This is a genomic window from Streptosporangium sp. NBC_01639 (assembly GCF_045209755.1).
Taxonomy (GTDB): domain Bacteria; phylum Actinomycetota; class Actinomycetes; order Streptosporangiales; family Streptosporangiaceae; genus Streptosporangium.
On sequence record NZ_CP109272.1, the window covers coordinates 5,253,020 to 5,272,361 of the forward strand.

Below are 19,342 nucleotides of genomic sequence, written 5' to 3' on the forward strand. Positions count from 1 at the left end.
CTGACTCAACCGCGGGACCAGGCCGGCTCCGAGTCGAATCTCAGGTCGGTGATCGCGGTGAGGTCGATGCCGTACCGGGCGTACACCTTGATGGTGTTCTCGCCGGTCAGCTGTTCCTCGTCGTAGCCGAGCCGGCGGGCGACGGCAATGACGTGGTCGCGGTCGCCGGCTTCGATCTCCAGGTAGGGCGGGATCCCCGGCCACTCGTCGATCTCCAGTTCGGCGCCGTCGAGCGTGAAGCTGGTGCGCCGGTTCTCCTGGTAGGACTTCGGGGTGAAGCCGAGCTTGCCGAGCAGTTCGTCGGTCGTCTCGAAGTCCAGGACGGCGACCTCGGTCTCCCGGGTGCCGTCGATGCCGTCGTCGGTGATCTCCTTGACGGTCAGGGTGATCTCGGTGCCGGTGTCGCGCAGCCGGATCCATCGGCTCATGTCGCCGGGGGCGATGTCGTAGACGTAGCGGCGCATGAGCCTGGTGCCGGTCACCTTCCCCCCGCCGAGGGCGGTGATCAGGTCGGCGGTCCGGTCCGGATCGATGTTCAGCACCTTGGCTTCGTACTCGATGGGCATCTGCGCTCCCTCGCGTCGAGTGGTCTGACGGGTGGATCAGATCATGACGGCGTTCCCGGCGACCACGCGAATCCATCCCGGAAGGGGACGACCTTCAAGGGAAGCCGCCGGTCGGCGGATCCGCCGACCGGCATGCGCCGGTCGGTGTACCGGATGAGGTCGCCGAGCCGGTAGCCATCGGATGCCTGACGCAATCGGGGCGGCGCCGCGCGGGCGGCCCCGCCCCGTGCGGGTTCATCTCTGTCCGGGGCCGTCCACCACCTTGGTCTCCAGTTGGGCGGTCAGCGTGAGCGGCGTACCCGCCTTGACGACGTGGTTCGGGGCATCGGTGTAGTCCGTGGTCCGATCCTTGACGGTCACGCCGTAGGTGCCGAGAAAGTGGAAGTCGACGGGGTCGAGGATGAGGTCGTAGCGGTTCCACTTTCTGGTGTGGCTGAACGCGACCCCCCGCCTGCCGTCGGCGTCCGCGACGTCCTCGGTGAAGCTCACGCCGGGGAGGGTGGCCAGGCCGCGGAACAGCGCCGCCCGCACCTCCGGTGGGAGCGCCTGGGTGCCCATGAGCTGGTAGACGGCCTGGAAGAGCCGCTCATCCATGGAGGGAAGTGGCCCGGTTGCCGACACCATGTGCATGTCCTCCAGCTTCTGGCGGATCTTCGCGAGCACCCCATCCGGGGTGACCGGCTGCTGGGCCAGGTCGGCCGCGCCGAGCCCCGGATGGTTTCCCTGGACGAGCGGTTTGCCGTTGGGGGACAGACCCGCCGTCTGCTTGCCGTCCACGCTGGTCCACTGCTCCCAGACGACGCGCTGGGAGACGTCCACCCCGTAGCTCCCGTCCTTGGACTGCGGCGCCTGGAGCTCCCTGATGTACAGCCACTGGCCGGAGTTGGGCACCTGCCCGCGGTCGTCGTAGGCGGCCTGCGCGGCCCGCTCGCCCAGCTCCTGCACACTCGCCACCGGGACGACCGCGCGCGGCCGGTCGGTCGCCACCACCACGCCGGTGCCGACCGTCACGGCCAGCGCGCCCGCGACCGCGAGCCGCCAGCCGAGTCGCCGGCCGAGCCGCGGTGCGTGCCGTCTCTCCGGTTCCCGTGCCGCCGCCAGCAGCCGCGCCCGTGCGGCGTTCTCCGCCTGCGCCGTCATCGGCGGGGTGTCCCGCCGGAAATCCTTGATCGTGCTCATCACAGCTCCTCATCTCCCAGCACGGCCCGTGCCTTCTTCCGCGCCCGGTGCAGCCGTGACCGTACGGTCCCCAACGGAATGCCGAGCGCCTGCGCGACCTCCTCGTAGCTGAGGTCCTCCCACGCCACCAGCAGCAGCACGTCGCGGTCGCCGCGAGACAGCGACGCCAGCGCCCCCGCCAGTTCGCGTTCCCTGCCGCCCGCTGCGACCCTGCTGACCACGGTGTCGGCCATCGCCTCCGGCAGCGGGTCCACGCCGGTACGGCTCAGCGCCCGGAGCAACCGCTCCTCCTGGCGCCGGTGCCGGGCGACGAGCGTGGTGGCGATGCCGTACAGCCAGGGGCGTGCCAGCGGGAACGACAGGTCGTACGTACCACGCCGCCGGAACGCGGCCAGGAACGTCTCGGCCACGATGTCGTCGGCGGCCTGCGTGCCGATCCGCCGCGCGGCGTACAGGTGGATCTGCCGGGCATACCGGTCGAACAGTGCGGCGAACTGCTCTGGGTCGCCTGCGGATCGCCTGATCAGCTCGGCGTCGTCGAGTTCGGCCGTCTCAGTGGTCAACGGCCCTCCTTAGTGAGGTCGGTCGGTCACCCTGCTGTCTCCCGCAGGCCGCGGCCGGGTTCTCGGTCCCGTGGAGAACGTGACGCACGCCACTCGGAACGCCGCGCCTGCGGCCCGGGGTCGAGAGCCCCCACCGCGGGCCGGGCCGGGCTTGTGTCGGTGCCCGCCGCTACAGTCGCCGGGGCACCATCGCCCCCTGAGGAGGAGACCGGATGACCGAGCCCGACGCGACGATGACCAAAATCGGCCAAGGTGTCGAACTGGGCCACAGCGGCGACCGGGAGGCCGCGCGGCGGCTGTTCACCGGGCTGTGGGAGGAGATCGGCGCGGCCGGCGACCCGCTGCACCGCTGTGCTCTGGCGCACTCGATGGCCGACGTCCAGGATGACGTGCGCGAGGAGCTGCGCTGGGACCTGCGCGCCCTGGAGGCGGCCGACCTGGTCACCGACGAGCGGGCGCAGCAGGCGGGTGTCGCCGCCGTGCGGGGCTTCTATCCCTCCCTGCATCTCAACCTGGGCGACGCCTACCACAAGCTCGGCGACCTCGACCGGGCGCGCGACCATCTCGAACGCGGACGGGCCGCCGTCGACGCGCTCGGCGACGACGGGTACGGGCAGATGATCAGGCAGGGCCTGGACCGGCTCGCCGACCGGTTGCCGGCGACCTGACCACCCGGCCTCATCGACTCGGGGGCTCCGGCGGCGGTCCGGCCACCGCGGAGTGGCGTGCCTCCAGGCCGGCCACGATCAGGTCGAGGGCGACCTCGAAGGCGCTGTCGGCGTCCACCATGCCTTCGAGCTCGACGAGCAGCCCGCTGGTCTCGGCGGTGAGGAACCCGGAGACGAAGCTGTACAGCACCCTGCGGGTGCGGACCAGATCCTCGGCGGGGATCCCGGCGGCGGTGAGGATCCGGTTGAACACCGCCCACAGGGCGTTCTCCTGCCTGGACAGGTCCGGGTGGCCGTTGACGTAGGACCAGAGCGACGGGTGCGACCGCGCGAGGGACCGGTAGGCGTGGCCCAGCGCGCGCAACTGGTCCTGCCACGGGGTGCCGTCGTCGGCGGGCAGCCGCAGCCGGGCGGCGACGACGGCGCAGGTCTCGCGCACCAGCGCTTCCTTGTTCCGCACGTGGTGGTAGAGCGACATCGGGTTGACGTCGAGCTCGGCCGCCAGCTTGCGCATGGACAGCCCGTCCACCCCGCCGGCGTCGACCAGGCGCAGCGTGGTCGCGTAGATCTCCTCAAGTGTCAGGGGCAGTCCCCTGCGCGCGCTCACTGCCATACACCGTATGGTAGCGTCAGACATACAGTGTATGGCTGGCGGTGCCGGCAGATCGCCGGCAAAGGGGGAGTTCCCATGGAGACAGCACTCCGATCCATTCCCGCCCCGCAGGGGCTGCCCGTGCTCGGCAACACGCTCCAGATTCCGTCGCACGCGCCCGCCGCGTACTTCGAGAAGCTCGCGGCCGAGCACGACGAGGGCATCTACCAGCTCGATCTGCTCGGCCGCAAGGTCCTGTTCGTGTCCGATCCGGACCTGGTCGCCGAGCTCTGCGACGAGACGCGGTTCTACAAGGGCATCGACCCGCCGCTCTCCATCGTCCGCGACTTCGCCGGCGACGGGCTGTTCACCGCCCACCACGACGAGCCGGTCTGGGGGCACGCGCACCGCATCCTGATGCCGGCCTTCAGCCAGCGGTCCATGAAGGCCTACTTCCCGCAGATGCTGGAGGTGGCGCAGCAGCTCACCGCCAAGTGGGCGGTCTCGGACGAGGTCAGCGTGGCCGACGACATGACCAGGCTCACGCTCGACACGATCTCCCTCACCGGCTTCGACTATCGGTTCAACTCCTTCGACTCACCCGAGCTGCACCCGTTCCTGCAGGCCATGGGCCGCGCGCTGACCGAGGCGATGCTCCGCAACCGGCAGCTCCCCCTGGTCACCAAGCTCAAGAAGAAGCGGGAGGAGGCCTACCGCGCCGACATCCTGACCATGCAGGACCTGGTGGACGACGTCATCAGGCAGCGCCGGGCCGACGGCCGGAGCGGCGGCACGGACCTGCTCGGTCTGATGCTGGAGGCCGCCGACCCGCGGAGCGGCGAGCGGCTCTCGGACGAGAACATCCGCGACCAGGTGCTGACCTTCCTCATCGCCGGGCACGAGACCACCAGCGGGCTGCTCTCCTTCGCCCTCTACAACCTGCTGCGCAACCCGCACGTGCTCGCCCGGGCCTACGCCGAGGTGGACCGGCTGCTGCCGGGTGACACCGTCCCCACCTACGACACGATCATGAAGCTGGACGTGATCCCGCGGATCCTGGAGGAGACGCTGCGGATCTGGTCCCCGATCCCGGCGTTCGCCGTCAAGTCCTTCGAGGACACCACGGTCGGCGGCTACCCGGTGCGCGAGGGCCAGACGGCCGTCGTCCTGCTGCCGTCGCTGCACCGGCACCCGAAGGCGTGGGACCGGCCGGAGGAGTTCGACATCGACCGCTGGCTCCCGGAGCACAAGACCGGGCACCACCCCGCCGCCTACAAGCCGTTCGGCAACGGTGAGCGGGCCTGCATCGGGCGCCAGTTCGCGCTGACCGAGGCGCGGCTGGCCCTCGCCGTCGTCCTGCAGCGGTTCGCGATCTCCGATCCGGACGCCTACCGGATGCAGATCAAGCAGATGCTCACCGTCAAGCCCGACGGCTTCACGGTCCGGGTCAGGGCGCGCAAGCCGTACGAACGAGGGGCGGTCGAGACGGTCGAGGCCGTGGCGGAGCAGCAGGCGGAGGTGGCCGTCACCGGAGTCGGCCTCACCGTCGCCTACGGTTCCAACCTCGGCACCTCCGCCGACGTCGCCGAGAGGCTGGCCGAGCGTGCCGGGCGCTCCGGGTTCGCGACCACGCTGACGACCCTGGACGAGCTCGACCCGCCCCGGGACGGGCTCCTCGTGGTGATCACCTCCACCTACAACGGCAAGGCACCCGACAACGCCCAGCGCTTCGACGCCCTGACGGAGCTGCCCGCCATGGACGGGGTACGGCTCGCGCTGCTCGGCTGCGGCAACGCCCAGTGGCCCACCTACCAGGACTTCCCCCGGCGCGCCTTCGACAAGCTCACCCGGGCCGGAGCCGTACCGCTCATCGACCGCGGCGAAGCCGACGCGGACGGCGACTTCGACGGCGACGTCTCGGCGTGGACCAGCGCGCTCTGGGCGGCGCTGGCGGAGGAGTACGGCACGGCCGCCGCCGAAAGCGGGCCCCGCTACGAGATGGACGTGCTCACCGAGGCCGACGTGCGCCCCGCGGTCGTGTCCCCGCAGGCGGTCCCGCTGACCGTGCTCTCGAACGAGGAGCTGACCGGCGACCCGGCCGGGCTGTGGGACTTCTCGCTGGAGGCCCCGCGACCCGGAGTGCGCTCGATCGTGGCCGAGCTGCCCCCGGGAACGACCTACGCGGCCGGCGACCACCTGGCCGTCTTCGCCAAGAACGCCCCCGAGCTGGTCGATTGGGCGCTGCGCTGCCTGCGCGTCCCCCGCGACCAGGTCGTACGGCTCCGCTCCCGGGGGACGACCCATCTGCCGGTGGACACCCCGGTGACCGCCGGACTGCTGCTGACCGAGTTCGCCGAGCTCCAGGAGGTGGCCACCCGCTCCGACCTTGCGGCACTGGCAGGGCAGACGGAGTGCCCCCACACCCGGGGGCGGCTCGCCGAACTGGAGGCCGGTTACGCCGACGAGATCCTCGCCAAGCGCGTCTCGGTGCTCACGCTGCTGGAGCGGTTCCCCGCGATCACCCTGCCCCTGCCGGTCTTCCTGGAGCTGGCCGGACCGATCCGGCCGCGCTACTACTCGATCTCCTCCTCGCCGCTGGCCGCCCCCGGCCGGGTCCGGATCACCGTCGGCCTGGTGGAGGGGCCCTCCTGGTCGGGCAGCGGCGAGTATCGGGGCATGTGCTCGGCCTACCTGGCGGGGCTGGAGCCCGGCGATGTCCTCTACGGATACGTGCGGGTGCCGAGCCCTCCGTTCCGCCTCCCCGAGGACCCGGCGACCCCGGTGATCCTCGTCGGTCCGGGCACCGGTTTCGCCCCGCTGCGCGGTTTCCTGGAGGAGCGGGCACTGACCGGCGCCACCGGTCCCGCCGAGGTCTTCTACGGCTGCCGGCACCCCTCGCACGACTGGCTGTACCGCTCCGAGCTCCAGGACTGGGAGGCGGCCGGGGTCGCCCGCGTGCACACCGCGTTCTCCGCGGTCACCGGCCATCCCTTCCGCTTCGTCCAGGAGGCGGTCGCCGCCGAGGCCGACACGCTCTGGACGCTGCTGGAGCGGGGTGCCCACGTCTACGTCTGCGGTGACGGGCTCCGGATGGCGCCCGCCGTACGGCAGGCCCTCGCGGCGATCTACCGGGACAGGACCGGTGGCGACGGCGAGGAGTGGCTGCGCGCCCTGGAAGCCGAGGGCCGCTACCAGCAGGACGTCTTCGCCTGACCTCGCGCCCTCCCGGCCAGCGAGGCCGGGACGGCCGAGCTCGGCGGCTCGTCCCGGCCTCGGAGGCCGTAGCGGGCCGATTCCGGAAACGACCTGATCCGCGGTCAGTTCCCGGAGGCGCCGGTGTTCACCGGCAGGGCCAGCGGGCCGTAGGTCAGGAAGGACGGCGAGTAGAGAACCTCGTCAGGGGCGATGGCCAGGTCCAGGTCGGGCAGCCGGTTGAACAGCGCGGAGAGGGCGATGGCGCTCTCCAGCCGGGCAAGTGGCGCACCGATGCAGAAGTGCGGGCCATGGCCGAAGGCCAGGTGCCCGGTCTGCTCGCGGGTGATGTCGAAACGGTCCGCCCCCTCACCGTGCCGGTCGGTGTCCGTCGCCGCCCCGCCGTAGCACACGAGCAGCGGTTCGCCGGCGCGGAGAGGTACTCCGGCGAGCGTCACGTCTGTCACCACGTACCGGAACGGGGTACTGACGACGGTCGAGCCGCTCCGGAGGGCCTCCTCCACCACCTGCGGCCACCGATCGCCCGCCAGCGCGAGGGCGCGCTGCTCCGGGTTGACGCACAGCGCCACGACGGCGTTCCCGAGCAGGTGCACGGTGGTCTCATGGCCGGCGATGATCATCAGCCAGAGAATGGCCACCAGTTCGGAGCCGGTCAGCCGATCGCCTTCGTCATGGACGCGGACCAGCCCGGAGGTGAGGTCGTCACCCGGGGTACGGCGCTTCTCTTCGACAAGCTCGCCCAGGTAGTCGAGCAGGTCGCGGTTGGCCGCCGCGGTCTCCTCGCCGGTGCTGGTGTGCGAGATCAGCACCTGGGTCCACTTCCGGAGCCGGGGACGATCGTGCACGGGGACACCGAACAGCTCACTGATCACCGATATCGGCAGCGGCTCGGTGAAGGCGGACACCAGGTCCACTCCGTCGCCGGCCGCCACCACGGCGTCGAGAAGCTCGGCTGTGATCTTCTCAATGCGAGGTGTCAGCGCTTCGACCCGCGACGGGGTGAAGGCCCGGGAGATCAGGCCTCTCAGGCGACGGTGATCCGCGCCCTCCAGCACCTGCAGGTGCTCCCCTTCGACCACCGGGCGCAGCGGCCAGTCCGTCGGGACGGCCCCCTCCTGCAGGTCCGTCCAATGTCGGGGGTGCCGGCTGAACAGCTTGTTGTCATTGGAGAGGACTTCGAAGATCGCATCCTGGCTGGTCACCGCCCACGCTCTGACGTTGCCGGGAAGCTCGATGGGCACAACCGGGCCGAGCTTTCGGAGATGGGCGAGGGTCTGGGGGGCGGGCTCACCGGGAACAGGGAATGAGAACGGAGTGTCGGCCACGGAGCTCCTTCGAACAGCGAATGGACACCGTTACCTTAACTAACAATCTGCCGGTATTCGATCATGTAAGGCGTTAAATTGACGGTAAGAGTGGGATTGCACCCTTATCCTGCTTGCCCGGTGTGATCTTCGGTCGCGGAGCCGTCCTCGGCTTCTCGCTCTCGGACGTCAGCCGGTCCACGACGGCCGGGGCCCGCTTCTCCGCCGGCGGGTGGTCACGGTCCTTGCGTCAACGCGGCGACCAGCTCCGGGAGAACGGTGCCCAGCGGGGCGTCGATGGCGAGCGTCGCGTAGGGGTCACCGCGGGTGGGGCCCTGGTTGACGATCGCCACGGGGATGCCGAGCTTCGCGGCGTGCAGCACGAACCGGCGGCCCGACATCACCGTCAACGACGACCCGAGCACCAGGAGCAGCCGTGCTCCCTCCACGAGGGCGAAGCACTCGCGTACCCGTGTCGCCGGAACGGTCTCCCCGAAGAAGACGACGTCGGGCTTCAACACCCCTCCGTCGCATGACCGGCAGCCGACGATCTGGAACCCGTCGAGCTCCTCGTCCCTCAGATCGGCGTCGCCGTCCGGGTTGACCGCGAGAGCACGGGCGTCGAACTGCGGGTTCGCCTGCGCCAGGCGATGGTCCAGCTCCTCCCGCGGGCTCAGGTCACCGCAGTTCAGGCAGATCACGTGATGCAGGCTGCCGTGCAGTTCGACGACCGCCCGGGCGCCGCCCGCCTGGTGCAGGCCGTCGACGTTCTGCGTCACGATGCCGCCCACCAGGCCCCGCCGCTGGAGGTGGGCGACCGCGTGGTGGCCGCCGTTCGGCGCCGCCTGGGTGATCGCCCGCCATCCGACATGGCTGCGGGCCCAGTAGCGCCGCCTGGCGGCCGGGTCGCCGACGAACGTCTGGTAGGTCATCGGGGTGTGCCGGCGCAGGGCCCCGCTCGACCCCCGGTAGTCCGGTATCCCCGACTCCGTCGAGATTCCGGCCCCGCTCAGCACCACTACATCGCCCGCGGCCAACAGCTCCGCCAGCTCGCTCGTCCCCTCGCTCACCCTTACATGCTGCCCCACCGGACGCGCGGTACGGCCGCAGCACCCCGTCGAGCGGTGATGGAGGCGATCCGGCCGGCCGCTGTCTCGGGACCCGTGCATTCTGCACGGCGGGCCGGTGCACGGCGACCTACCGGCGCAGCCGGCCTATCCCCAGGATGGAGGCATGAGTTCAGACATCACTCCCTTCCGTATAGAGATCCCCCAGGCGGACCTGGACGACCTGCAGACACGGCTCGACCTCGCCCGCTTCACCGACGAGGTCCCCGACGCCTACGGCGTGAGCGTCGAGCGGGTCCGGCGGCTGGCCGAATACTGGCGCGACGGCTACGACTGGCGTGCCTGGGAGGCCCGGCTCAACACCTACCCGCAGTTCACCACCGACATCGACGGGCAGCGGATCCACTTCATCCACGTGCGCTCCGCCAAGCAGGACGCGCTGCCGCTGATCCTCACCCACGGCTGGCCGGGTTCGATCGTGGAGTTCATCGACGTCATCGAGCCGCTGTCGAAGGACTTCCACCTGGTCATCCCGTCGCTTCCCGGGTTCGGCTTCTCCAGCCCGATCACGGAGAGCGGCTGGGGCACCGTACGCACCGCCCGGGCCTGGGCGGAGCTGATGGAACGCCTCGGATACGACCGCTACGGCGCGGTCGGCAACGACGGCGGTTCGATGGTCTCGCCGGAGATCGGCCGCCTCGCCACGTCCAACGTGGTAGGCGTGCACGTCACGCAGATCTTCTCCTTCCCTTCCGGCGACCCCGCCGAATTCGTGGGCATGACCGAGGAGGAGCAGGCCGCGATGGGGGTGCTGCAGCGGTTCTGGGAGGAGATGGGCGCCTTCAACACCCTGCAATCGCAGCAGCCGCAGACGCTGGCGCACGCGCTCGCCGACTCGCCGGTCGGGCTGCTGGGCTGGCAGGTCCAGCTGTTCGATCTCGATCTCGACGACGACTTCGTGCTCACCAACGTCGCGTTCTACTGGCTCACCGGCACCGCGGGCTCCTCGATCCGCTTCTACTACGAGAACGCCAAGGCCGCGCCGCCGCCGGCCGAGCCCACCACCACGCCGATCGGGCTGGCCTCGGCCAAGGGTGACTTCCAGTCCATCCGGCGCTTCGCCGAACGTGACCACAAGAACATCGTGCAGTGGCACACGTACGAGACCGGAGGGCACTACGCGGCCCATGCGGCACCTGACGTCTACGCGGGTGACGTCCGGGCCTTCTTCTCCGGTCTCCTCCAGGGGTAACGGGGCACCACCGCGACGAGGGCGAATGCGCCGTCGCCCTCGTCGCCCGCCGTGAACGTGCCCCCCGCGGACTCGACCCTGGCCGTCAGGCTCGCCAGTCCGCTGCCGCCGGTCCCCGGCAGGGCTCGCGTCACACCGTCGTTGGCGACACGCAGCCGTACCTCGTCGCCGTCCGTCTCCACGGTGATCGTGCACCGCCGTGCGGCCGAGTGCCTGACGACGTTGGTGACGGCCTCGCGCAGGACCGTGGCCAGCACCGGGCAAGGCTCCACGTCGGCGGCGTGCGCCCGGACCTCGACGCCGGCGGAGTCGAGCAGTGAGCGGGCGGACGCGATCTCCTCGCGCAGGCTCAGCTCGGCGCCACCGGAGGCGATCGAGCGCACGTCGGCCAGGCCCCGCACCGCCAGCGGGCGGACGTCCTCCACCAGGCGCGCCGCCTTACCGGGGTCGTCGCCGACCGCGCGCCGGGCCAGTTCGGCCTTGAGGGTGATGGCCGACAGGGTGGAGCCGAGCAGATCGTGCACGTCCCTGGCCACCCGGAGCCGTTCGGCGACCACGGCGCTCCTGGCGATCTGCATGCGCAGGCCGCGCAGATGCGCGGCCGCCTCGGGGAACCGGTTGAAGGCGAACACGCCGACGGAGATGCCGATCGTCGAGGCGATCTGGTAGAGCTCATAGCCGCCCACGTCCGGATAGAGCCTCAGCAGGAAGCCGGCGGCGACCGCGGCGACCGCGACGGCCGGCACTGACCAGCGCATGGGCAGCCACAGCAGGGTGTTGGCCACGGCCAGGCCGAGCAGCGCCGCCAAGGTGCCGTCGCCCAGGTAGAGGGCGGCGGCGCTGACGACGAGGATGTGCAGCGGGAGCGTCCAACGCCAGGCCGAAGGCGCCGAACCCCTGGGGACGCCGTGGTAGAGCTGGAACGCGACGGCCGTGAGCGCGGCCATGACGGCGACGGTCCATTGGCGCGGAGTCGTGGTGTCGCTGTCGGCGACGTTGTTGAGCACGATGACGGCGATGTTGACGGTCATCGCCGTGAGGGCCCACCGCGAGAGCCTCCTCGACTCGTCCGGCAGGTCGGTCCGGCCCGCGGGGAGCGGTTCATGGGGGACGGCGGCGACCGTTCTGGCCTCCGCGGCCGCCTCGCGGGAGATCTCCGCGATGCCGGTGAGCACGGCGGGGGTGAGCGGCCGGCGGCGGGACGCCCGCAGGATGCGGGCGAGCCGGTCGCCGATGGCCCTGCGCAGGTCGCCGGCCGCGCGCAGGCGCTCGTTCGCCGCTTCCAGTTCGGCGAGCTGCCGGTTGGCCGACTGGGTCTCGGTGAGCAGCACGGCCAGCCGTACCAGGGCGAACAGCGTGAGCCCCATGTTCATATCGATGATCACGAAACTGACCACCGTGGGGAGGGCGGGGCCGTGCAGCACGGCCCCAACCACGGTGTCGGCCAGCAGCACCCCGCCGAACAGCAGCCATCCTGCCGGACCTGCCACGGTCAGCGGCATGGCGGCGGCCAGCGGCCCTGCGATCGGCCCCCACAGCATGGGAAAGAGCAGATAGGGACCGAAGGTCGCGGCCCCGAGGACGAGAACGGCACGCCGGCCGCCCCGGGCCGCCAGCGAGAAGAGGACGACGACGGCCAGGATGAGGCCCAGGCAGATCCCCAGGGTGAGCGGCGAGGACTGCCCCCGTGCGTTCGCCATGGCGACGACGATCGTGAAGCGCGCCGGGACGAGGACGGCGATGTAGCCGAGCACGAGAGCCCAGCCCGTGGACGGCCTGAGCAGCGTCTGTCCGTTTCCTCCCGCTGTCGTCACCTGCGTTGTCTACCACGCCTAGGATGCGGATTGTGATTCGTGTTCTCATAGCGGAGGATGTCCGGATACTTCGGGAGGCGTTGGTCGCCCTGCTCGGCTATGAGGAGGACATCGACGTCGTGGCCGCCCTGGAGACGGGCGACGCGATCGTGCCCGCGGCGCTGGCCCACCGGCCGGACGTCGCCGTGCTCGACATCGACCTGCCCGGGCTCGACGGCCTGGCTGCCGCGGCCGAGCTGTACGAACGGCTGCCGGTCTGCCGGGTGCTGATCCTCACCGCGCTGGGCAGGCCGGGCAACCTGCGGCGCGGGGTCGCGGCACGCGTGTCCGGTTTCATGCTCAAGGACTCCCGGCCCGAGGACCTGGTGAACGCCATCCGCGACGTCGCCGCCGGCCGCCGGGTCATCGACCAGCAGCTCGCCTACGCCACGCTCGACGTTCCCGCCAGTCCGCTGACCGAACGCGAGGCCGACGTGCTGCGCCTGACCGGCGCCGGCGCCGCGCCCCGGGGCATCGCCAGGGACCTGAACCTCAGCTACGGCACCGTACGCAACTACCTCGCCTCCGCCGTGACCAAGCTGAACGCCCGCACCCGGTCGGACGCGGTCCGCATCGCCACCGAGGCGGGCTGGCTCTGACGTTCCACCGAACTCACCCGGCACATCCGCGAGGGCTGCGCGTCGGCGGGGCCGCCTGAGGCCCTCCCCGCCATCTGGGCGTCGGGTCAGGCGACGGTTCCGCCGGGCTTGGGTGGTTCGCTGTCCAGGCAGCAGCGGACGAAGTCTTGGACGATGGGGTTGGTGTCGTCGGCGGGCACCCAGGCGATGGCGACCTGGCTGGGGCTGACGCCGCTGACGGGCCGGTAGGTGATGCCAGGGCGGGCGTAGAAACGGGCGGAGGATTCGGGGGTAAGAGCGATGCCGTAGCCGTTGGCGATCGCGCTGAGCCAGTCGTCGGGCTGGTCGGTGACGGCGCCGATACGGACCGGGTGGCCGTCGCGTTCGTCGGCGGCCAGCCAGTACTCCCGCCACCAGCCTGTTTCAGGTGGGGCTGCCACAAACGGCTCCTCCCACAGATCCCGGAAAGGGATCTGGTCACGCGTGGCGAACGGGTGGGCTGTGGGGAGCGCGACCCAACGGGGCTCGCTGAACAGCACCTCCACTCGCAGAGCGTCCTGGCCTGGGAAGGGCAGCCGCAGCAGAGCGGCGTCGACGTCTCCGCGGGCGAGCCCGGCGGTCGGGTTCGACCACGCCGCCTGCCGCATGTCGACCCTCCAGCCCGGCCGACGGCGGGCGAACGTCGCGATGATCTGCTGGGTGGTTTCGTTGGCGGCGCTGGCCACGAATCCGACCCGCAGCACCCGGGCCGCTCGGCCGGCCATGCTCTTTGTCTCCCGCAGCGCCTGGTCCCAGTCGACCAGCAGAGCGGGCACCCGCGTTACCAGGGCCTGTCCCGGTTCGGTCAGGGCCATGCCAGCCCGGGACCGGGTGAACAACGGCACGCCGAGCTGGGTCTCCAGTTGCTTGATCTGTTTGGTCAGCGCCGGTTGTGACACGAACAGTCGTTCTGCGGCTCGGGTGAGGCTCCCTTCCTCCGCCACGGCGACGAAGTAGCGCAACAGCCGGGTGTCGACATCCATGCCATCAGGTTATAGATGCAGGTATTGGACGCAAGCTCGGGGATCGCCGAGAGTTGACGCAGCACACGAGCAGCAGCTCGCCAAGCCAAAAGTAAAGGGAGACCCCATGCCTGTCCTGATGATTCGCTACCAGGTGGCCGACGAAGGTGTCGCGGAGCTTGTCGACGCAATCGAGGCGGCCTTCGCGGCGGTGGAGGCGCAGCGGCCGGAAGGCATCCGGTATGCGTACCTGCGTCAGGCCGGCAGCACCGAATTCATCGCCCTGCTGGACCTCGACGAGGGAGTCGAGAATCCGCTGCCCGGCATTGAAGCGGCGCGCCGGCTGCAAGCGACCGTGGCCAAGTGGGCGGTGGGGACAGGCGCGACACCGCAGCCATTCGAGGTTCTCGGCGCTTACCGCATGCTCGCCTGAACGGCGCGTGTCATGCCTGTCGCCTATGTAGTCGTCACCGTCATCACGATCGCGGTCAATGCCGGGATGGCCATCGCTGACTTCGCAAGGGCCAAGTTCGTCCTCGCCAACTCAGCTGAAGTGGGCCTCCCGCAGTCCTGGCTCCCGACGCTCGCCACGCTGAAAGTCGCCGGGGCTGTCGGGCTCGCCGTCGGGCTCCTGGGCGTTCGGGTCATCGGCATCGCCGCCGCAATCGGACTCGTTCTATTCTTCGTCGGTGCCATGGCCGCCCACTTCCGTGCCCGCGTGTTTCACAACATCGCCTTTCCCGGCACCTATCTTGCGCTGGCCATCGCTTCTCTCGGACTCGTCATCGCACAGTGATGACGTTCCTCGTGGGTGGCAGGCCTGTTCTTGCTGCCACCCGCTGGTCGGACCGGTTCTCACAAACGGTCTGTACGGCTGCCTCGGAATCGGCACCCTTTACCAGGATGCCACCGCCTGGTCATACCACCCGGACCACCTTGCCGCTCGACACCCAAGCACCCGGATGACTTCGAGGCTCATCGCGCGGACCCGAGCGGAGGGCCCTGTGAGGTGTCCTCAGCGGAGTGCGGCCCGCTTGTCCGCGGCCACCACTGAGATCCACGCCATCCCGGTGATCGCACCGACGCACAGGGTCAGGGAACCGGCGTGCCCGCCCGCCATCGCCCAGCCGTCGCCGAGGGCGAAGACCAGGCCGCTGAGCCGCGAGGCCCCGGCGGCTCCGGGGCGACCGGCGCGGGAGAAGTGGCGGCCCAGCACGAAGCAGGCGGCGATGAGCGCGGTGAACGCGATGGATCCGCCGGCCATGTGCATGAGGCCGTGCCAGCTCATCCCGGTCGGCTGGCCCAGCGGGGTGCCCGCGGGGAAGCCGTCGCCCGGGTCCATGACGAAGACTCCGGCGGCGATCATTCCGATGCCGTTGACCAGGATCAGCCGGGGTGCCCAGATGCCGCCGGGCGTGCCACGCAGGACGCGGCGCAGGCCGACCGCTCCGGCGACCGTCAGAGCGCCGCTGACCAGGAAGTTGGCGATCTGGAGCCAGCCGAGTTCGCCGGTGCTCAGCATGCTCAGAGGGTGACGCGTCAGGTCGAAGCCCTCGCGGGTGAAGGCCTGGGTCAGCGACACGATCGCGAAGAGCGGTGCGGCGAGAGCGGAGCAGGCGAGCAGGATGCGCGTCGCGGGGGCGGCGGAACCGGCGGTGGTGACGGAGCGGGCGGGGGCGACGGACTCGGTGGCGGTGCCGATGGTGACGGAGCGGGCGGGGACGGTGGATTCGGGGGTGGCGATGCCGGGCTGTACGGCGGTCATGGGGCTGTTTCCTCTCTGGTGCGACGGAGGTCCGTCGCTGTACTGGATCCGCCGGTTCTGCCCGGCCTCGCTGACGCGTCGAACGAACAGGGCGGAACTCGACGCCGCCGCGTCATCATGTTTCTGAGCTGCGGATATTCGAATCGGTGTGCATTCCCTGTCACATTGCATTCCCTGTCACATCGAGGCTGCGACCCTGGTCGGGCGATGCCTGTCGATTTCCACCGGATCCGTTCGACGCGTAGCCGACGACCGGCGAGGATCGGTCATTCACCACAAGAAGGAGACATGGCGATGAGGTTCCTGCTGACCACCAAGGGCGGCGACATGGCACCCCTGGACGAGAAGGTCTTCGCCGAGATGGCCGCGTTCGTCGAGGAGATGACCCAGGCGGGGGTGCTGCTGGCGACCGGCGGTCTGGACCCGGCCGGCACCCACTTCTCGGCCTCCGGCGGCAGTATCACCGTGACCGACGGGCCGTTCACCGAGGCGAAGGAGGCGATTGTCAGCTTCGCGCTCATCGAGGCGCGCTCGAAGGAGGAGGCCGTCGAGCTGTCCAGGCGCTTCTGGAAGATCATCGGCGATGGTGAGGGTGACATCCAGCAGGTCTTCGGCCCGGAGAACTGATCGAGGTCCGGGCCTTCGGCCGGTCTGGAGTCGATCGAAGGACCGGGCCCCGGTCGGTCTGGGTCCGGTCGAAGGACTGGGCCTTGGCCGGTTTGGACCCGGTCGAAGGGCCCGGGTCTCCGGTCGGTCTGGATCCGGTCGAAGGGGCCGGGGCTCCGGCCGATCCAGAGAGCCGAACGAGGATTTGCGCACCCGGCCGGACGGATGCTCTGATCGGGCATGTGACGTCCGGAGACGCCCACCGCGCGGTCGACGCGGTCTGGAAGATGGAGTCGGCGAGAATCATCGCCGGGCTCGTCCGGATGATGGGCGACGTGGGGCTGGCCGAGGAGCTCGCCCAGGACGCGCTCCTCGCCGCCCTCGAACAATGGCCGCAGGCAGGTGTGCCGGACAACCCGGGTGCCTGGCTCATGGCCGTCGCCAAGCGCCGCGCCATCGACCACCTGCGGCGCGAAGAACGGCTCGACCAGAGGCACGGCCGGCTCGCCCACGAGTTGGCCACCCGGCCGGACACCGCCGAAGCCGATGCCGACGCGGCACTCGACGACGAGGTGGGCGACGACGTCCTCCGCCTGATGTTCGTCTCCTGCCACCCGGCGCTGTCCACCGAGTCTCGGGTGGCGCTGACGTTGCGGCTGCTCGGCGGCCTGAGCACCGAGGAGATCGCGCGCGCGTTCCTCGTCTCCGAGTCGACCGTCGCGCAGCGCGTCGTCCGTGCCAAGCGCACCCTCGCCGCCCTCGGAATCCCCTTTGAGGTCCCGGTGGGACCGGACCGGGCGGCACGCCTTTCGTCGGTCCTTGAGGTCGTCTACCTGGTGTTCAACGAGGGGTACGCGGCGACCGCCGGCGACGGATGGATGCGCCAGGACCTCTGCCAGGAGGCCCTGCGCCTGGGCCGCCTGCTGGCCGGACTCGCACCCGGCGAGGCCGAGGTGCACGGCCTGGTCGCACTGATGGAGCTTCAGGCGTCGCGGTCGGCTGCCCGTACGGGTCCGTCGGGGGAGCCCGTCGCGCTGCACGAACAGAATCGCGGACGCTGGGACCAACTCCTCATCCACCGCGGCTCCGCGGCCCTGCTGCGGGCCAGGCAGGCCGGCGGCCCTCTCGGTCCGTACGTGCTGCAGGCCGCCATCGCCGTGTGCCACGCGCGGGCCCGTACCGCGGAGGAGACCGACTGGGCGCAGATCGCCGCCCTCTACGAGGCGCTCGCCCGGGTGCTGCCCACACCGATCGTGCAGCTCAACCGCGCGGTCGCGCTGGCCATGGCGTACGGGCCCGAGGAGGGCCTGGCGCTCGCCGACACGCTGGTCGCCGAACCGGCGCTCAAGAACTACCACCGTCTGCCCAGCGTGCGCGGCGACCTCCTGACCAGGCTCGGCCGCTACGGGGAGGCCAGGCGGGAGTTCGAACGCGCCGCGGCTCTCACTCTCAACGTGCCCGAACGCACGGTCCTTCTGGAACGCGCCGCGGCCTGCGCCGGTACGGCCGTGCCGGGGACGATGGTCACCCTCGCCGAGGCCACGCGCGCCTTCCTCGCCCGTGACGACCTGGACGCCGCCACCATCCGCTCCTACGGCCAGACCATGAGCCGGCTCCGCCGCGACCTCGGCGACGACATCCCGCTGTCGGACGTGAGCGCCGGGCAGGTCGCCGAGGTCTTCGCCACCGCGTGGGGGAGCGCCGCCGCCGCGACGTGGAACCGGCACCGCGGCGCCGTCCGTTCCTTCTCCGCCTGGATCGCCGCTCAGGCCGGACGACCCGGTGACCCGTCCCAGGACCTGGCCGCCGACCTCGGTCGCCGGCCCGAACCCCGGGGGCGGACCCGGCCCATCGGCCGGCCGTACGCCGAGGCGCTCTGGGAGCGGCCGGACCTCGCTCTGCGCGAGCGCGTCCTGTGGCTGCTGCTCTACGAGAGCGCGGCCGGCGTCGGCTCGGTGCTCGCGCTCAACGTCGAAGACCTCGACCTGGCCGGGATGCGCGGAAGGGTGGCCGCCGGGTCCGGCTGGATCCACTGGCGGTCCGGCACCGCCGAGCTCATCCCGCGCCTCATCGCGGGCCGCCGCCGCGGGCCCCTGTTCCTGTCCGACCGCAGGCCCGGTCCCGGCCGTCCCCCCGCCTCCGGCGACCTGTGCCCGGAGACCGGCCGCCGCCGGCTCTCCTACGAACGGGCCGAGTATCTGTTCAAGCAGGCCACCGGCCACACCCTCAGCCGGCTCCGGGCCGGACCCGCCCGGCTGAGTGGCGCGGCCGGGTGGGATAAGTAGGAGTCCGGCACGAACTTTCGAGCGCTTCGGCGAGTCCTATCCAGATAGGAGACACAACTCGGGGAGGACCCCAATGCCGCGCTCGATCACCGCAGCCGTCGCGCTCGCCGTCTGCGCCACCGGACTGGTCACCACGCCCGCCTCCGCTTCCGCTTCCGAGGCGTTCTACGGCTTCGCCTGGGCCGACGGAGCCACCACCCTGCGGATCACGCCGGCGAAGGCGGTGCTCGTCAAGGGGCACGGCGCTCCGCGCTACAAGCTCACTCCCGTTTCCGGTGCCAAGGAGCGGCGGCTGAACTACTCCGGCGCCGACTTCCGCAGGATCACCGCCGAGTGCCGGCTGAAGGAGAGCGAGGGTGTCGTCAGGGTCGATGGAAAGGGGTTGGGCACGACCCGCTGCCGGGCCGGTGACCTGACCTTCGCCCTCGGGCTCGGTCCCGTGCCGATCAGGGTGTCGCCGGGCACGACCAAGCGGATCCACGAGATCCTCGCGACGCCGAGCGGCTCGAAGACCGCCTACGGCACGATCAGGCGCCAGAACGACACGACGGTCGTCTTCACAGCCGGCGGCCGGTCGGTCAAGCTGGGCTACACCGCCCTGTCCTTCAGCCGCGTGACCGGCAGGTGCGGCGACGGCTGGCTGACCAACCACGTGAACGCCAGGCACGACGGGCTCGGCACCAAGGAGTGCACCACCTCGGTCTTCACCAAGATCCTGAAGGGGGTCAAATATCCCGTCCTGGCCAAGGTGGACTACAACCCGGGCACCGGCCAACTGCTCCAGGTCTGGGAGGTCTTCGCGGACGCGTAGCAGGACCCGCCATCCCGCTCCTGACGAGCCGGCGCGGCA

The 19,342-nt window shown here is 70.7% G+C and carries 17 protein-coding genes and 1 pseudogene; 9 read left to right on the plus strand and 9 right to left on the minus strand.

Annotation, left to right across the window (positions count from 1 at the left end; genetic code table 11):
- Positions 1–5: 5 nt before the first annotated feature.
- The 3 genes from OHA77_RS24040 to OHA77_RS24050 all read right to left on the minus strand — a co-directional run bounded on the left by OHA77_RS24040 (position 6) and on the right by OHA77_RS24050 (position 2,308).
- Entirely contained in the window at positions 6–566 is a 561-nt protein-coding gene (locus tag OHA77_RS24040) for a class IV adenylate cyclase (RefSeq protein ID WP_406311749.1), read from the minus strand.
- Positions 567–800: 234 nt separating this feature from the next.
- Positions 801–1,745 carry a CU044_5270 family protein gene (locus OHA77_RS24045; RefSeq protein ID WP_406311750.1) on the minus strand — a complete coding sequence of 315 codons (945 nt, stop codon included), beginning with the start codon at positions 1,743–1,745 and terminating at the stop codon, positions 801–803.
- A complete protein-coding gene (locus OHA77_RS24050) occupies positions 1,745–2,308 on the minus strand; it encodes an RNA polymerase sigma factor (protein WP_406311751.1) in 564 nt (187 codons plus the stop codon). The genes OHA77_RS24045 and OHA77_RS24050 overlap by 1 nt, the downstream gene beginning before the upstream one ends.
- Positions 2,309–2,520: 212 nt before the next feature.
- On the opposite strand from OHA77_RS24050, the gene OHA77_RS24055 reads away from it, so the two are divergent.
- Positions 2,521–2,976 carry a hypothetical protein gene (locus tag OHA77_RS24055; RefSeq protein WP_406311752.1) on the plus strand — a complete coding sequence of 152 codons (456 nt, stop codon included), beginning with the start codon at positions 2,521–2,523 and terminating at the stop codon, positions 2,974–2,976.
- Positions 2,977–2,986: 10 nt separating this feature from the next.
- On the opposite strand, the gene OHA77_RS24060 is transcribed toward OHA77_RS24055, so the two are convergent.
- Positions 2,987–3,589, minus strand: a complete 603-nt coding sequence (locus tag OHA77_RS24060; protein ID WP_406311753.1) for a TetR/AcrR family transcriptional regulator — start codon at positions 3,587–3,589, stop codon at positions 2,987–2,989.
- A gap of 75 nt (positions 3,590–3,664) precedes the next feature.
- Between OHA77_RS24060 and OHA77_RS24065 the strand changes: the two genes are divergently transcribed.
- On the plus strand, positions 3,665–6,781 hold the full coding sequence (locus OHA77_RS24065) for a bifunctional cytochrome P450/NADPH--P450 reductase (RefSeq protein WP_406311754.1): 3,117 nt from the start codon (positions 3,665–3,667) through the stop codon (positions 6,779–6,781).
- Positions 6,782–6,885: 104 nt separating this feature from the next.
- On the opposite strand, the gene OHA77_RS24070 is transcribed toward OHA77_RS24065, so the two are convergent.
- On the minus strand, positions 6,886–8,106 hold the full coding sequence (locus OHA77_RS24070) for a cytochrome P450 (protein WP_406311756.1): 1,221 nt from the start codon (positions 8,104–8,106) through the stop codon (positions 6,886–6,888).
- 215 nt (positions 8,107–8,321) lie between these two features.
- Positions 8,322–9,155, minus strand: coding sequence for an NAD-dependent protein deacetylase (locus OHA77_RS24075; protein ID WP_326825996.1), 834 nt, complete (start codon positions 9,153–9,155; stop codon positions 8,322–8,324).
- Between the two features lie 163 nt (positions 9,156–9,318).
- On the opposite strand from OHA77_RS24075, the gene OHA77_RS24080 reads away from it, so the two are divergent.
- A complete protein-coding gene (locus OHA77_RS24080) occupies positions 9,319–10,404 on the plus strand; it encodes an alpha/beta fold hydrolase (protein WP_326825995.1) in 1,086 nt (361 codons plus the stop codon).
- Here OHA77_RS24080 and OHA77_RS24085 read toward each other — a convergent pair.
- Positions 10,356–12,218, minus strand: coding sequence for a sensor histidine kinase (locus OHA77_RS24085; RefSeq protein ID WP_406311757.1), 1,863 nt, complete (start codon positions 12,216–12,218; stop codon positions 10,356–10,358). The two genes, OHA77_RS24080 and OHA77_RS24085, sit on opposite strands and share 49 nt — an antisense overlap.
- Before the next feature lie 32 nt (positions 12,219–12,250).
- Between OHA77_RS24085 and OHA77_RS24090 the strand changes: the two genes are divergently transcribed.
- Positions 12,251–12,856, plus strand: a complete 606-nt coding sequence (locus tag OHA77_RS24090; RefSeq protein WP_326825993.1) for a response regulator transcription factor — start codon at positions 12,251–12,253, stop codon at positions 12,854–12,856.
- 86 nt (positions 12,857–12,942) lie between these two features.
- On the opposite strand, the gene OHA77_RS24095 is transcribed toward OHA77_RS24090, so the two are convergent.
- The gene (locus tag OHA77_RS24095; protein WP_406311758.1) at positions 12,943–13,857 is read right to left on the minus strand and encodes a LysR family transcriptional regulator; all 915 of its coding nucleotides are present in this window, start codon (positions 13,855–13,857) and stop codon (positions 12,943–12,945) included.
- A 106-nt stretch (positions 13,858–13,963) separates the two neighbouring features.
- Here OHA77_RS24095 and OHA77_RS24100 point away from each other — a divergent pair, with 106 nt between their 5' ends.
- Together OHA77_RS24100 and OHA77_RS24105 are read left to right on the plus strand one after the other, a co-directional pair.
- Positions 13,964–14,269, plus strand: coding sequence for a hypothetical protein (locus tag OHA77_RS24100; RefSeq protein WP_406311759.1), 306 nt, complete (start codon positions 13,964–13,966; stop codon positions 14,267–14,269).
- Between the two features lie 12 nt (positions 14,270–14,281).
- Positions 14,282–14,632 (plus strand): DoxX family protein, encoded by a 351-nt coding sequence (locus OHA77_RS24105; RefSeq protein ID WP_406311760.1) that lies wholly within the window; start codon positions 14,282–14,284, stop codon positions 14,630–14,632.
- A gap of 219 nt (positions 14,633–14,851) precedes the next feature.
- On the opposite strand, the gene OHA77_RS24110 is transcribed toward OHA77_RS24105, so the two are convergent.
- On the minus strand, positions 14,852–15,601 hold the full coding sequence (locus OHA77_RS24110) for a DUF998 domain-containing protein (RefSeq protein ID WP_406311761.1): 750 nt from the start codon (positions 15,599–15,601) through the stop codon (positions 14,852–14,854).
- A gap of 288 nt (positions 15,602–15,889) precedes the next feature.
- Here OHA77_RS24110 and OHA77_RS24115 point away from each other — a divergent pair, with 288 nt between their 5' ends.
- The 3 genes and pseudogenes from OHA77_RS24115 to OHA77_RS24125 all read left to right on the plus strand — a co-directional run bounded on the left by OHA77_RS24115 (position 15,890) and on the right by OHA77_RS24125 (position 19,303).
- Positions 15,890–16,228, plus strand: a complete 339-nt coding sequence (locus OHA77_RS24115; protein WP_406311762.1) for a YciI family protein — start codon at positions 15,890–15,892, stop codon at positions 16,226–16,228.
- Between the two features lie 221 nt (positions 16,229–16,449).
- A pseudogene (locus OHA77_RS24120) lies at positions 16,450–17,709 on the plus strand (RNA polymerase sigma factor); the annotation flags it as partial.
- Positions 17,710–18,565: 856 nt separating this feature from the next.
- Positions 18,566–19,303, plus strand: coding sequence for a hypothetical protein (locus OHA77_RS24125; protein ID WP_406311763.1), 738 nt, complete (start codon positions 18,566–18,568; stop codon positions 19,301–19,303).
- The last annotated feature ends 39 nt before the right edge of the window (positions 19,304–19,342 follow it).

Coding starts and splice junctions, on each gene's coding strand:
- OHA77_RS24055 (WP_406311752.1), top strand. CDS start 2,521: ATGACCGAGCCCGACGCGACGATGACCAAAATCGGCCAAGGTGTCGAA.
- OHA77_RS24040 (WP_406311749.1), bottom strand. CDS start 566: ATGCCCATCGAGTACGAAGCCAAGGTGCTGAACATCGATCCGGACCGG.
- OHA77_RS24125 (WP_406311763.1), top strand. CDS start 18,566: ATGCCGCGCTCGATCACCGCAGCCGTCGCGCTCGCCGTCTGCGCCACC.
- OHA77_RS24110 (WP_406311761.1), bottom strand. CDS start 15,601: ATGACCGCCGTACAGCCCGGCATCGCCACCCCCGAATCCACCGTCCCC.
- OHA77_RS24065 (WP_406311754.1), top strand. CDS start 3,665: ATGGAGACAGCACTCCGATCCATTCCCGCCCCGCAGGGGCTGCCCGTG.
- OHA77_RS24060 (WP_406311753.1), bottom strand. CDS start 3,589: ATGGCAGTGAGCGCGCGCAGGGGACTGCCCCTGACACTTGAGGAGATC.
- OHA77_RS24105 (WP_406311760.1), top strand. CDS start 14,282: ATGCCTGTCGCCTATGTAGTCGTCACCGTCATCACGATCGCGGTCAAT.
- OHA77_RS24100 (WP_406311759.1), top strand. CDS start 13,964: ATGCCTGTCCTGATGATTCGCTACCAGGTGGCCGACGAAGGTGTCGCG.
- OHA77_RS24115 (WP_406311762.1), top strand. CDS start 15,890: ATGGCGATGAGGTTCCTGCTGACCACCAAGGGCGGCGACATGGCACCC.
- OHA77_RS24080 (WP_326825995.1), top strand. CDS start 9,319: ATGAGTTCAGACATCACTCCCTTCCGTATAGAGATCCCCCAGGCGGAC.
- OHA77_RS24095 (WP_406311758.1), bottom strand. CDS start 13,857: ATGGATGTCGACACCCGGCTGTTGCGCTACTTCGTCGCCGTGGCGGAG.
- OHA77_RS24045 (WP_406311750.1), bottom strand. CDS start 1,745: ATGAGCACGATCAAGGATTTCCGGCGGGACACCCCGCCGATGACGGCG.